The organism is Delftia sp. Cs1-4 (genome assembly GCF_000214395.1).
GTDB lineage: Bacteria > Pseudomonadota > Gammaproteobacteria > Burkholderiales > Burkholderiaceae_C > Comamonas > Comamonas acidovorans.
Genome location: NC_015563.1, coordinates 3,630,398 through 3,644,184 on the forward strand (window position 1 = coordinate 3,630,398; position 13,787 = coordinate 3,644,184).

General features: G+C 68.3%; 6 protein-coding genes. 3 read left to right on the top strand and 3 right to left on the bottom strand.

The window, feature by feature from the left end; all coding sequences use genetic code 11:
• Positions 1-26 precede the first annotated feature (26 nt).
• The 3 genes from DELCS14_RS15890 to DELCS14_RS15900 all read right to left on the bottom strand — a co-directional run bounded on the left by DELCS14_RS15890 (position 27) and on the right by DELCS14_RS15900 (position 8,370).
• On the bottom strand, positions 27-1,373 hold the full coding sequence (locus DELCS14_RS15890; protein WP_013802565.1) for a cell division protein ZipA C-terminal FtsZ-binding domain-containing protein: 1,347 nt from the start codon (positions 1,371-1,373) through the stop codon (positions 27-29).
• Positions 1,374-1,430: 57 nt separating this feature from the next.
• Positions 1,431-4,958 (bottom strand): chromosome segregation protein SMC, encoded by a 3,528-nt coding sequence (gene smc / locus DELCS14_RS15895; protein WP_013802566.1) that lies wholly within the window; start codon positions 4,956-4,958, stop codon positions 1,431-1,433.
• Between the two features lie 133 nt (positions 4,959-5,091).
• Positions 5,092-8,370, bottom strand: a complete 3,279-nt coding sequence (locus DELCS14_RS15900) for an EAL domain-containing protein (RefSeq protein ID WP_013802567.1) — start codon at positions 8,368-8,370, stop codon at positions 5,092-5,094.
• A 549-nt stretch (positions 8,371-8,919) separates the two neighbouring features.
• On the opposite strand from DELCS14_RS15900, the gene DELCS14_RS15905 reads away from it, so the two are divergent.
• From DELCS14_RS15905 to prpF, 3 genes are read left to right on the top strand one after another with little or no spacing between them, the layout of a single operon-like run.
• The gene (locus DELCS14_RS15905; protein WP_013802568.1) at positions 8,920-9,900 is read left to right on the top strand and encodes a tripartite tricarboxylate transporter substrate binding protein; all 981 of its coding nucleotides are present in this window, start codon (positions 8,920-8,922) and stop codon (positions 9,898-9,900) included.
• A 49-nt stretch (positions 9,901-9,949) separates the two neighbouring features.
• Positions 9,950-12,577 (top strand): Fe/S-dependent 2-methylisocitrate dehydratase AcnD, encoded by a 2,628-nt coding sequence (gene acnD, locus DELCS14_RS15910; RefSeq protein ID WP_013802569.1) that lies wholly within the window; start codon positions 9,950-9,952, stop codon positions 12,575-12,577.
• Positions 12,577-13,773, top strand: coding sequence for a 2-methylaconitate cis-trans isomerase PrpF (gene prpF / locus DELCS14_RS15915; protein ID WP_013802570.1), 1,197 nt, complete (start codon positions 12,577-12,579; stop codon positions 13,771-13,773). Before acnD ends, prpF begins: the two co-directional genes overlap by 1 nt.
• Positions 13,774-13,787: the final 14 nt, after the last annotated feature.

The window sequence follows — 13,787 nt, forward strand, 5'->3', positions numbered from 1 at the left end:
TTGTGCACCAGGGGCACCGCGCCGCGTCAACTGAACAGTCGCCGCGCCAGCATGGAGCCCGCCGACAGCTCGCGGCTGTCGAGCTTGTCATAGAGATGTTCCAGGTCGTGCTGGATGGGGTCCAGCGCCATGGCCGGCAGCAGGTAGCCGTTCTGGTCGCAGAGCACGCCGTCCATGGTCTGGCACAGGCGCTCGGCCACCTGGCGCAACTGCACGAAGGCCTGCTCGCCGCGCGGCACCTGGGGCACGTCCAGGCTCAGCAGGAACTCGCGCACCACCGAGGTGTCCAGGTCGTCGGCCATCGCCGCCTGCGGGTCGTAGTTGAGCACCAGCACCGGCGGCATGCCGGGCGTGGGCGAAGGCAGGGCCATGCGCCCGGGCATGGAGCCCGGCAGAAAGCCCTGGCGCGATGCGTTCTGCTGCACGTAGCCCGCGCTCCAGGAGGCCTGGCGTGCGCGCAGCATGAAGGTGAGCTGGGCGTCGTGCTCGCTGGCGAACTGGTCGAGCTCGCGCGCTCGCGCCACTTCCTGCAGCATGTCGGGCACGTCGGGCGTGGCGCCCAGCGCGTCGGCAAAGCGCTGCACCTTGGCAACGAACTCGGAGAACTCGATCTCGTTGAGCGCACCCGTGCGGTTGGCCAGCTGCACGCCGGCCTGAAAACCCAGGTAGCGCTGGCCGGGCTGCAGCGGCTCCCACTGGTGGGTGGACTGGTTCATGCCCTCGATCGCAAAGGGCTTGTTGCCCGCGCGCCGCGTGGCGGGCTGGGCCTGCAGCGCCAGTTCGCCAGGCACGGCCTGGCCGACCTGCACGGGGGCAATCGCGTCGATCAGCGCATCCAGACCCGGGCGGCTGGCGGCCGCGCTGGTCAGGGCCGCGTCGTTGAGGGAAGGCTCGATGGACTGCGGTGCCGACGGGGACGCCGCAGGCGCGGACACAGATTCAGATGCGGGTGCCGAAGCGCTGGCGTCTTCGCCCGCCTGCAGGGCATGGGCGGCCTGCGCGGACTGCACTGCATGGGCGGCCTTGGCCGCCAGCGCAGCCTGGGCTGCGGCCTGGCGCTGCTGCTCTTCGAGCTGGACCAGATGGGCCAACTCGGCGTCGGTTTCGGCGAAGCGGTCCGCGGAGGCGGGGCTCTGGCCCGGCGCGGCGGTGCCGAAGTCGCCCAGCACGGGCTCGCGCAGGCTGTGCGTCAGGTCCGGGCCGTGGCCCACGGTGTCCATGCCGGGCTCATGGCGCGAGGGATCGCGCTGCGCTTCATCGACGGGGTCGGCGCGCTTGGGTGCATTGCGGCGCGCGGACCAGCTGTTGTAGGCAAGGATCAGGGCCAGCACCACAAAGCCCAGGACGGCCAGACTGATTTGCAGGTTACTCATGGAATGAAGGAATGAAACGTCGTTCCAGCAAAGGGGTTTGAAAGGTTGCGGACATGCTCAGGATAGCTCAGCCATGGACAGCGCGGACTCCATGTCCACGGCCACGATGCGGGACACGCCCTGCTCCTGCATGGTCACGCCGATGAGCTGCTGGGCCATTTCCATGGCGATCTTGTTGTGGCTGATGAACAGGAACTGCGTGCTCTTGCTCATGCTGGCCACCAGCTTGGCATAGCGCTCGGTGTTGGCATCGTCCAGCGGCGCGTCCACCTCGTCCAGCAGACAGAACGGGGCCGGGTTGAGCTGGAAGATGGCGAAGACCAGGGCAATCGCCGTCAGCGCCTTCTCGCCACCCGACAGCAGGTGAATCGTCTGGTTCTTCTTGCCGGGCGGCTGCGCGATCACCTGCACGCCCGAGTCCAGGATTTCATCGCCCGTGATGACCAGCTTGGCCTGCCCGCCGCCAAACAGCTCGGGGAACATGCGCCCGAAGTGCCCGTTCACGGTCTCGAAGGTGCCCGACAGCAGCTCGCGCGTCTCGGCGTCGATCTTGCGGATGGCATCTTCCAGCGTGTTCATGGCCTGGGTCAGGTCCTCGGTCTGCGCGTCGAGGAAGGTCTTGCGCTCGCGCGCCAGCTTCAGCTCGTCCAGCGCCGCCAGGTTGACCGCGCCCAGGGCCGCGATCTCGCGGTGCAGGCGGTCGATCTCTCCCTGCAGGCCGTGCATGCGCACATTGGCCTCGGCAATGGACTGGGAGACGGCGGCCAGGTCGGCGCCCGCCTCTTCCAGCAAGGTGGAGTACTGCTCCAGGCCCAGGCGCGCGGCCTGCTCCTTGAGCTGGAATTCGGTGATGCGCTGACGCAGCGGGTCCAGCGCCTTTTCCAGTTGCTGGCGGCGTTCGTCGCTGGCGCGCAGCTTGTTGGTCAGGTCGTCATATTCGCTGCGGCGCGCGGCCACGGCCTGCTCGCGCTGCATCTTCAAATCCAGCGCATCCTGCAGGCCGCCCTGGGCTGCGGCATCGGTCAGGCGCGTGAGCTCGTCCTGCGCGCGCTGCTGCTCGTCGGCCAGGGAGCGGGCCTGCTGGCTGGCCGTCTCTATGGTGCGGCTGAGTTCGCCCCGGCGCGCCTCCAGGCTGCGGCGCGAGAACGTGGCCTCCTGGGCCTGGCGTTCCAGCGTGCGCAGCTGCTCGCGCGATTCGTTCAGGCGCCGCTCGGACTCCAGCACCTTGTCGCCGAGCTGGGCATGGCGCTCCTGGCTGTCGGCCAGTTGCATGTCCAGTTCCTCGAAGCGGGCCTCGGCCGCCACGCGGCGCTCCTCGATGTCGGACAGCTGGGCCTCGACCTCGGCCAGGTCGGCGCTGATCTGGGCATTGCGCGCGCGGGCCTGCTCGGCCAGCTGCGACAGTCGCAGCGTCTCGACCTGCAGCTCGTGGGCACGGCTTTGCGATTCGCTGGCCTCTCGCCGGGCGCTGACCAGGCGCTGCGAGGCCTCGGCATAGGCGCTTTCGGCACGCACCAGGGCCGTGCGCGATTCGTCGGAGATCAGCGCCTGGGCGCGCACTTCCTTTTCAAGGTGCTCGATTTCCTGGGCGCGTGCCAGCAGGCCGGATTGCTCCGAGTCCTGCGCATAAAAGCTCACGCTGTGGCTGCTGACGGCATGGCCCGTGGGCACGTAGACGGTTTCACCGGGCCGCAGTTCGCTGCGGCGCGACAGTGCCTCTTCCAGCGTGGGCGCCGTGTAGCAGTCCTGCAGCCAGTCGCCGAGCACGGCGCGCAGGCCGGCATCGTTCACGCGCAGCAGGTCCGACAGGTGTTGCCAGCGGCCGGCAGCCGGCGCGGGCGCGCCCTGCGGCGGGCTGAAGAAGGCCAGGCGCGCGGGCGGCGCATCGTGCCCGCCTGAGCCCAGAAAGCCACGCACCATGTCGAGCCGGCCCACTTCCAGCGCGCCCAGGCGCTCGCGCAGCGCGGCCTCCAGCGCGTTTTCCCAGCCGGGCTCGATGGCAATGCGGCTCCACAGGCCCTGCATGCCGTCCAGGCCGTGCTTGGCCAGCCAGGGCTGGAGCTTGCCGTCTGTCTTGACCTTTTCCTGCAGGGCCTTGAGCGCTTCCAGCCGCGCCGACAGGTCCGCGTGGCGCGCGGCCTCGGCATTGACGGCCTGCTGGCGCGTGCGGCGGTCCTCGTCGAGCTGGGGCACGGAGTCCTGCAGCTCGTTGAGCACGGCATCGGCCATTTCAGCCAGTTCGCGCGCCTCTTCCAGCTGGGACTGCAGATTGTTCAGGCGGGCCTCGTCAGGCGTCTCCAGCGCGTTGCGGTCGGCGCGCAGGCGCTCGAAGCGGGTCTCGAACTGGCGGCGCTGCTCGTCCAGACTGCGCTGCTCGGCGGCCAGCACCTGGATCTGCTGCTGCACCTGGACCACGCTGGCGCGCTGGTCGGTGTCGGCCTTCTGGGCATTGCGCAGGGCGTCCTCCAGGTCGGGCAGGCGCATGCTTTGCTCCTCGACCTGGGCGGCCAGCATCTCGGCCTGTTCCTCGGCGTCCATTCCGGCGCCTTCGAGGTTCTCGATCTCGGCTTCGGCTTCCTCGCGGCGGCTGTTCCACAGCAGCACCTGCTCGGACAGCTGTTGCAGCCGCTGCTGCACGCGCTGGCGGCCTTCGAGCACGTAGCGGATCTCGGCCTCCAGCTTGCCGACTTCGGCCGTGGATTCGTAGAGCTTGGCCTGGGCCTGGTTGACCTGGTCGCTGGCGTCGTAGTGCGCCTGGCGCAGGGTTTCGAGTCCGCTTTCGTTGTTGCGGATGTCGGCCATGCGCTCTTCGAGCTCGTTGACGGCCTGCAGGCCCTCCACGCGCACGCGGTCCTGCTCGGCCTCGGCCTCGGCGCGCTTGAGGAACCACAGCTGCTGCTGCTTGAGCGTGACCTGGGACTGCAGCGCGTTGTACTGGGCCGCCACCTCGGCCTGCTTTTCCAGCCGGTCGAGGTTGTTGTTGAGCTCGCGCAGGATGTCTTCCACGCGCGTGAGGTTCTCGGTGGTGGCCGAGAGCCGGTTCTCGGTCTCGCGCCGGCGCTCCTTGTACTTGGACACGCCTGCGGCCTCTTCCAGGAACAGGCGCAGTTCCTCGGGGCGCGACTCGATGATGCGGCTGATCGTGCCCTGGCCGATGATGGCGTAGGCGCGCGGGCCCAGGCCCGTGCCCAGGAACACGTCCTGCACATCGCGGCGGCGCACGGCCTGGTTGTTGATGAAGTAGCTGCTGTTGCCCTCGCGCGTGAGCACGCGCTTGACGGCGATCTCGCCGAACTGGCCCCACTGGCCGCCCGCGCGGTGGTCACTGTTGTCGAACACCAGCTCCACGCTGGAGCGGCTGGCCGGCTTGCGGTGCGTGGTGCCGTTGAAGATCACGTCCTGCATGGACTCGCCGCGCAGCTCGCTGGCCTTGCTCTCGCCCAGCACCCAGCGCACCGCATCCATGATGTTGGACTTGCCGCAGCCGTTGGGGCCCACCACGCCCACCAGTTGCCCCGGCAGCATGAAGTTGGTGGGCTCGGCGAAGGACTTGAAGCCGGACAGCTTGATGGAATTCAGGCGCACGATGCAGGCAGATGGCGGTCCGCGGCGAACGGACGAATGAGGACGTGGGGGAACAACAGGGAAGCTCGGAATGATACCGCGCGCCACCCCTGCTCAAGAATGGAAAGCGGCCCGCGCGGGGCCGTGTCGAATGTCAAGAATGGTTTGAGGGGGCGTCCGGCACCCCGCTGCCATCCGTGCACTCCACCACCTGGGGCCGGTCCTGCGCCTGCTGCGGCAGGTTCGCCGGGCTCAGGGCCGGAGGGCGCGACACGATGGCCTGGCGCACCAGTGCCTCGAAGCTGCGCACGGGCACGGGCGGGCTGAGCAGGTAGCCCTGCCAGGCGTGGCAGTGCTGATCTTCGAGGAATTGGCGCTGCGCCTCGGTCTCCACACCCTCGGCGATGACCTGCAGGCCCAGGCTGGTGCCCAGGGCGACGATGGTGCGCGCAATGGCCGCATCGTTGGGGTCGCTGAGCACGTCGCGCACGAAGCTGCGGTCGATCTTGAGCTGGTCCAGCGGCAGGCGCTTGAGATAGGCCAGGGAGGAGTAGCCGGTGCCGAAGTCGTCCAGCGAGAACCCCACGCCGTGTGCCTTGAGCGTGGCCATCTTGGCCGCCGTGTCGTCCACGTCGGCCAGCAGCAGGCTTTCGGTCAGCTCCAGCTTGAGCAGGCGCGGATTGGCACCGTGCTCCTTGAGCGCCTGCAGCACCTGCTCCACGAAGCGCGCCTGGTGGAACTGGCGCGGGCTGACGTTGACGGCCAGCATCAGGCAGGCCATGTCCGGCTCCGCCGCCCATTGCGCCAGTTGCCGGCAGGCCTCGCCCAGCACCCATTCGCCCAGTTGCTGGATCAGGCCCGTTTCCTCGGCCAGCGAGACGAAGAGCGACGGCGGCACCAGCCCTTCGCGCGGGTGGTTCCAGCGCAGCAGGCCCTCGGCGCCGACGATGCGCCCGTTCGCCACCTGCGGCTGGTAGTACAGGACGAATTGCGAGCGCACCAGGCCCTCGCGCATTTCCTGCTCCATGGCCGTGCGCGATCTGAGCACGGCCTGCAGTTGCGGATCGAAGAACTGCAGCGTGTTGCGCCCCATGCCCTTGGCCTGGTACATGGCCATCTCGGCACGGCGCAGGACCTCGTCGGCACTGAGTTCCTGCTCGCCGAACAGGCTGGCGCCTATGCTCAGCGTGATGTGGCAGGACTGGCCACTCAGTTGCAGCGGTTGCAGCAGCAGCGAACGCATGCGCTGGACCTCGCCTTCGAGCTTGGAGGCGGCGTGCATGGAGTCCTTGCCCAGGTCCTCCAGCAGCACGACGAAGTCATCGCCGCTGTGGCGGGCCAGCGTGGCCTCGCGGCCCAGGGACTGGGCCAGTCGCTCGGCAATCATGCGCAGCAGCACGTCGCCCAGTTCCAGCCCCAGGCTGTCGTTGAAGGCCTTGAAGTTGTCCACGTCCAGCAGCATGACGGCGCCACAGCGCCCGCGACGGCGGCTGGAGGCCAGCGCCTGCTGCAGCCGGTCCACCAGCAGGCGGCGGTTGGGCAGGCCGGTGAGCGCATCGTAGAAGGCCAGGCGGCGAATTTCCTCTTCGGCGGTCTTGCGCTGGCTCTGGTCCTGCAGGATCAGCAGGCAGCCTTCGTCCAGCAGCATGCCGCCGATGGATACGGAGCGCGCGCAGCCGTCGCTGCCTATGAGCTGGTACTCCTCGGAATTGAGGGTGCCGCAGCTGTCGGACTCGCTGCCATGGGGGCTTTGGGCAACGCGCGCCCGCGCCTGCGCAGCCTCGAAGCGGCGCTGCATGCGCTGGCGGCGCGCTTCATCCGGGCACATGTTGCGCCACCAGCCGTCGCCATCCATGCCGGCCGTGGCGCCATGGCCTGCCAGGCGCATGAATTCCTCGTTCCAGTAGGCGAAGCGGCCATCCTCCTGCAGCATGGCCAGGCCCAGGGGCAGGCGCTGGATGACCATGCGCAGGTGGCGCGAACCGTCGCGCTGCATTTGCTGCAAGTGGCGGCGTGCGCTGATGTCCTGCACCAGGGCCATCAGCCGCAGCGATGGGCCGTGGCCCAGCGCGGAGATGTGCAGTTCCACCCAGACCAGGCTGCCGTCGCTGCGCCGCAGCTGCCGCTCGATCTGCAGGGCACGGCGCTGGCCCGCAGCCAGTTCCTGCAGCAGCAGCCTGTCGCCCTCCACCGTTTCGGCGGCCACCAGGGCCAGCAGGGGGCGCTGGCACAGCTGCTGTGCCTCGTGGCCGGTGATGTCGCAATACCTGCGGTTCACATGCAGGACATTGCCGTTGGCCGCGTCGATCTGCACCACGCCCACGGCGGCCTGCTCGAACAGTGCCTGAAAGCGGGCATCGCTCTCGCGCATGCTGCGGGAAGAGGCACGCAGCTGCGCCCAGCTGGACGGATGGCGCCGCCACCAGGCTGCCGCCAGCGAGGCCAGCAGGACTGACACCAGCATGCCCAGCGCAAACAGCACCAGGGGCTGGGCACGCTCGGTCCAGGACAGGGCCGTGCCCACGGGAATGAAGTTCAGCCGCCACAGCCGGTCCTGGGCCTGCAGCGTCTGCTCCAGCACCACCTGGCCGGTATCGCCCAGGCCTACCGCTTCCTGCCCGCGCTCGGGCCAGGCAGCACCCAGATACAGCGGCAGCGGCGATACGCCGGCCGGCGGCAGGGGCGAGACCGGGCCTGCGTCATGCATGGCCAGCGCTAGCCGGCCCAGGAAACCGCGCTCATGCAGGTCCTGCACCAGGTCGTGCACACGAATGCTGACATCGGCCGTTCCCAGGAACTGCGGATGCGCTGCCGTGCCATCCGGGGACTGGTGGTCCGCCAGCGCAAAGACGGGCGCGCGCACCAGCACGGCGGTGGCATGCTCGCCGGGCTGCTTCATGGCAAACGGCGCCGAGACCACGGCGGCCGCGCTGTCCCGGCTGCGCAGCATGCTGGCCATGAGACTGGGGCGGTCGTGCATGTCCAGGCCGGCGATGGATTCATTGCCTTCCACCGGCCAGAGATAGTCGATGAAGAAATAGTGGGGATCGGGCCTGAACGAGGCCGACGGATCCTGGCTGGCCGGATCGCGCTCCGTTGCGGCCCGCGTAAAGGTCAGCGCCTGCATGCCGGGCTGTATCTGTATGCGCAGCGCCTGCGCAATGCGCGCGAAGGCCTGCTGCCCCATCTCGGGAGAGGCGGCCAGCTGGTTGGCCACATGCTGGACCATGACGGCATAGGCATCCAGGCGCATCTCCAGCGCCTGGCGGGCAGACTGGGCCTGTTGCGTATGGCGCTGCAGGTCGATGCGCTCCAGCGCCCGCTGCTGCTGCAGGGCGAGCGCGGCGCTCAGGCACATGCCCACCGCCATGACGGTGGCGGCTGGCCAGGCGGTCCGGATGGCTACAAGCGTGCGCTGGGCAAAAGCTGACATGGAGCGGCTAAGGCTGAATAGGCAGTCACGGGGGAATCGGTCCAGGAGCACGGAACCACTCGTTGCCAGCCCCATGGCCAGCCACCCGAAAAGGCCGGGCAGGCCATGTGGAGCAGAGAGCGAGGATAAATGGATTTCGGCACCCGGCAGGCAAATCATATGTAAGACAAATCCTACAAACGCCTTTGCTCTATCGTCGGAATGCGCTCTTGCTGAAGACCTCCACGGGCAAACCCTAGACTGCAGGCAGCAAGGTGCTTGCACCCGGCCCCCTGTGCCGGGCCTGCCGGGCCTGCCGGGCCTGCCAGGCCTTGCCGGGCACAAGGGGTGGAGGGCGAGGCATTGCACAAGCCCTCATCCATGAAATCAGAGGCGGCAGTTTTGAAACATCAATGAAACGAATGGCGCGGCAGCAGGTGGCGCTGCAGCCCTTCAGCCTCTGGCAGCAGACTGCGGGGCTTGCACGGGTTTCCCCTTGAGTCGGATGGCATGCCGCTTGCAACAAGCCTGGTGCACTGCCAACCATAACTCTGCAGGAGACACCAACCCATGAGCATCAACCGCCGCCGCTTTTGCGCCGCCCTGCCCGCCCCGCTGGCCGGCCTTGCGCTGCCGCACCAGGGCCTGGCCCAGGAGGCCTTTCCCAGCAAGTCGCTGAAGATCGTCTGCCCCTTCGCGCCCGGCGGCGGTTCGGACTTCATTGCGCGCGTGGCCTCCAACGTGCTCAACGACAGGCTGGGCCAGCCCGTGGTGGTGGAGAACCGGCCGGGCGCCGGTGGCACGCTGGGCACCGAGTACGCGCTGCGCTCGGCGGCCGATGGCTACACGCTGCTGCTGGTGGCGGGCAGCTATACGGTCAACCCTTCGCTGTACAAGCTGCGCTTCGACCCCGTGGCCGACATGACGCCCGTGATCCAGCTGTCCAAAGGCGCCTACGTGGTCTGCGTGAGCCCCCGCGTGCCCGCCAGAAACCTGCAGGAACTGCTGACCTATGCGCGTGAGAACCCGGGCAAGCTGACCTTTGCCTCGGCCGGCAATGGCAGCCATCTTCACATCGTCACCGAGTACCTGTTCGGCATGGCCAAGGTCAAGGCCACGCATGTGCCCTATCGCGGCACGGGCCCGGCCGTGACCGATCTGCTGTCGGGCAATGTGGACATGCTGGTGGCCGGCACCGAGGCGCTGATGCAGCACGTCAAGAGCGGCAAGCTGCACGCCCTGGCCGTGACCACGGCCCAGCGCCTGCCCGCCTATCCCGAGATTCCGTCGGTGGCCGAAAGCGGCCTGCCGGACTATGACGTGGTGGCCTGGCACGGCCTGCTCGCACCCAAGGGCCTGCCGCCCGCCGTGCTGTCGCGCATCAATGCGGCGTTGGACACCGGCCTCAAGGCGCCGGCACTGCTGGCCCAGCTGGAGCCCACGGGCGTGTCCCCGGCAGGCGGCACACCGGCCCAGTTCGGCGCCCTGATCCAGTCCGAGATTCCCCGCTACGCCAAGGTGGTGAAAGACAACGAAATCCGCGCACAGTAATCGGCGCACAGCAATTGGCTCACGCAGGCCCGAGAATCCATCCGCCCCCATGACGTCCCGCTACAAGAAACCCCTGCCCGGCACCACGCTGCACTACATCGACGCCCGCGCCGCCGTCGATGCCCTCTCGCCCGGTGCCTGGGCACGCCTGCCCTACACCGCCCGCGTCCACGCCGAGAACCTCGTGCGCCGCGCCGATCCCGCGCAGCTGGACAGCTACCTGCTGCAGCTCATCGAACGCCGGCGCGACATCGACTTTCCCTGGTACCCCGTGCGTGTGGTCTGCCACGACATCCTGGGCCAGACCGCCCTGGTGGACCTGGCCGGTCTGCGCGACGCCATCGCGGCCGAAGGCGGCGACCCGGCCCAGGTCAACCCCGTCGTGCCCGTGCAGCTCATCGTGGACCACTCGCTGGCCGTGGAGTGCGGCGGCTTCGATCCCGATGCCTTTGCGAAGAACCGCGCCATCGAGGACCGCCGCAACGAGGACCGCTTCCACTTCATCGAGTGGACGAAGAAGGCCTTCGCCAACGTGGATGTGATCCCTGCGGGGAACGGGATCATGCACCAGATCAATCTGGAAAAAATGTCCCCCGTGATCACCGTGCAGGATGGCCTGGCCTTCCCTGATACCTGCGTGGGCACCGACTCGCACACGCCCCATGTGGACGCCCTGGGCGTGATCGCCGCGGGCGTGGGGGGCCTTGAGGCCGAGAACGTCATGCTGGGCCGCGCCTGCTGGATGCGCATGCCCGAGATCGTGGGCGTGCGCCTCACGGGCCGGCGCCAGGCGGGCATCACCGCCACCGACATCGTGCTGGCCCTGACCGAATTCCTGCGCCAGCAAAAAGTCGTCGGCGCCTATGTGGAATTCTTTGGCGAGGGCGCCGACAGCCTGAGCATCGGCGACCGCGCCACCATCTCCAACATGTGCCCCGAATACGGCGCCACGGCGGCCATGTTCTCCATTGACGACCAGACCCTGGCCTACCTGCGCCTGACCGGCCGCGACGAGGCCCAGGTGCGCCTGGTCGAAGCCTATGCGCGCACCGCAGGTTTCTGGAGCGACAGCCTGGCCGATGCGCAGTACGAGCGCGTGCTGCAGTTCGACCTGTCCACCGTGGTGCGCAACATGGCCGGTCCCTCGAATCCGCACCGGCGCCTGCCCACCTCGGCCCTGGCCGAGCGCGGCATTGCCGATGCCGCAAAACTGCAGGCCGCCCGCGCCCAGGAGAGCCAGGGCCTGATGCCCGATGGGGCCGTCATCATCGCCGCCATCACCAGCTGCACCAACACCAGCAACCCGCGCAACGTCATCGCCGCCGCCTTGCTGGCGCGCAATGCCAATCGTCTTGGATTGGTGCGCAAGCCCTGGGTCAAGACCTCGCTGGCGCCGGGCTCCAAGGCCGTGGAGCTGTATCTGAAGGAGGCCGGGCTGCTCAGCGAGCTGGAGCAGCTGGGCTTTGGCATCGTCGCCTTTGCCTGCACCACCTGCAACGGCATGAGCGGCGCGCTGGACCCCAGGATCCAGCAGGAAATCGTCGAGCGCGACCTCTACGCCACGGCCGTGCTCTCAGGCAACCGCAACTTCGACGGGCGCATCCATCCCCAGGCCAAACAAGCCTTCCTGGCCTCGCCGCCGCTGGTCGTGGCCTATGCGCTGGCGGGCACGGTGCGCTTTGACATCGAGCAGGATGTGCTGGGCGTGGTGGACGGCCGCGAGATCCGCCTCAAGGACCTGTGGCCCGCCGACGAGGAGATCGACGCCATCGTCGAGCAATCGGTCAAACCTGCGCAATTCCGCGCTGTCTACGAACCCATGTTCGCCATCCGCAAGGACGATGGAGACCGGGCACGGCCTCAATACGACTGGCGCCCCCAGTCCACCTACATCCGCCGCCCGCCGTACTGGGACACCGAAGGCGTGGGCGCGCTGGCGGCCTTCCCGCGCACGCTGCGCAACATGCGGCCGCTGGCCCTGCTGCCCGACAACATCACCACCGACCACCTGTCGCCCTCCAACGCCATCCTGGCCGACAGCGCGGCGGGCGAATACCTGGCGCGCATGGGCCTGCCCGAGGAAGACTTCAACTCCTACGCCACCCACCGCGGCGACCACCTCACCGCCATGCGGGCCACCTTCGCCAATCCGCAGCTGGTCAACGAAATGGCCGTCATCGACGGCGTGCAGCACAAGGGATCGCTGGCGCGCATCGAGCCCGAAGGCCGCGTGGTGCGCATGTGGGAGGCCATGGAAACCTACCTGAACCGCCGCCAGCCGCTGATCATCATCGCGGGTGCCGACTACGGCCAGGGCAGCTCACGCGACTGGGCCGCCAAGGGAGTGCGCCTGGCCGGGGTCGAGGCGGTGGTGGCCGAAGGCTTCGAGCGCATCCACCGCACCAACCTCATCGGCATGGGCGTGCTGCCGCTGCAGTTCCTGCCGGGCACCGACCGCAAGACCCTGGGGCTGGACGGCACGGAGATCTACGGCGTGGAAGGCGAGCGCACGCCCGGCACCCAACTCACTCTGGTGATTGAACGAAGAAGCGGCCAAACGCAGCGCGTGGCCGTGACCTGCCGGCTGGACACGGCCGAGGAGGTATCGGTCTACGAGGCCGGCGGGGTGCTGCAGCGCTTTGCCCAGGACTTTCTTGCACAGACACAGGACGCTTGATGAACACCACACCCCAGATCCGCATTCCCGCCACCTACCTGCGCGGCGGCACCAGCAAAGGCGTGTTCTTTCGCCTGCAAGACCTTCCGGAGGCTGCGCAACAGCCGGGCGCCGTGCGCGACGCCATCCTGCTGCGCGCCCTGGGCAGCCCCGACCCTTACGGCAAGCAGATCGACGGCATGGGCAATGCATCGTCGAGCACCAGCAAGGCCGTGATCCTCTCGGCCAGCACGCGCGAAGGCCATGACGTGGACTACCTGTTCGGCCAGGTCTCCATCGACCGGCCCTTCGTGGACTGGAGCGGCAACTGCGGCAATCTCTCGGCCGCCGTGGGGCCCTGCGCCATCCACATGGGATTGATAGCCCCTGCGCGCATTCCACGCAACGGCACGGCCACCCTCCGCATCTGGCAGGCCAATATCGGCAAGACCATCGTGGCCCATGTGCCCATCACGGACGGCCAGGTGCAGGAGACGGGCGACTTCGAGCTCGATGGCGTGACCTTTCCTGCGGCCGAGGTGGCGTTGGAGTTCCTGGACCCTGCCGATGAGGGAGAGGACGGAGGCGCCATGTTCCCCACGGGCCACCTCGTGGATCGCCTGGATGTGCCTGGCGTGGGCAGCTTTGCAGCCACGCTGATCAATGCGGGCATTCCGACCATCTTCCTGAACGCAAAGGACCTGGGCTACACGGGCTGCGAGCTGCAGGACGCCATCAACGGCGATGCCGAGGCGCTGGCGCGCTTCGAGGCCATACGCGCCCACGGCGCCCTGCAGATGGGCCTGATCCAGGAACTGTCCGAAGCCGCCAGGCGCCAGCACACGCCCAAAATCGCCTTTGTGGCATCGCCGGCGCCCTACACGGCCTCCAGCGGCAAACGCATCGAGGCAGGCGATGTGGACCTGCTGGTGCGCGCCCTGTCCATGGGCAAGCTGCACCACGCCATGATGGGCACTGCGGCGGTGGCCATCGGCACGGCGGCAGCGGTGCCGGGCACGCTGGTGAATCTGGCGGCGGGCGGCGGCGAACGCGGCGCTGTTCGCTTCGGCCATCCCTCCGGCACGCTGCGCGTGGGCGCCGAGGCCCGGTTGGTGAATGGCCAGTGGCAGGTGACCAAGGCCTTGATGAGCCGCAGCGCGCGCATCCTGATGGAAGGCTGGATCAGGGTGCCTGGCGAAGTGTTGAACGCCGCGTGAATGCGCAGGGTCCG

Excerpts from the sequence above, each read along its gene's own strand:
- DELCS14_RS15905 (WP_013802568.1), top strand. The coding sequence starts at position 8,920 with ATGAGCATCAACCGCCGCCGCTTTTGCGCCGCCCTGCCCGCCCCGCTG.
- prpF (WP_013802570.1), top strand. The coding sequence starts at position 12,577 with ATGAACACCACACCCCAGATCCGCATTCCCGCCACCTACCTGCGCGGC.
- DELCS14_RS15900 (WP_013802567.1), bottom strand. The coding sequence starts at position 8,370 with ATGTCAGCTTTTGCCCAGCGCACGCTTGTAGCCATCCGGACCGCCTGG.
- DELCS14_RS15890 (WP_013802565.1), bottom strand. The coding sequence starts at position 1,373 with ATGAGTAACCTGCAAATCAGTCTGGCCGTCCTGGGCTTTGTGGTGCTG.
- acnD (WP_013802569.1), top strand. The coding sequence starts at position 9,950 with ATGACGTCCCGCTACAAGAAACCCCTGCCCGGCACCACGCTGCACTAC.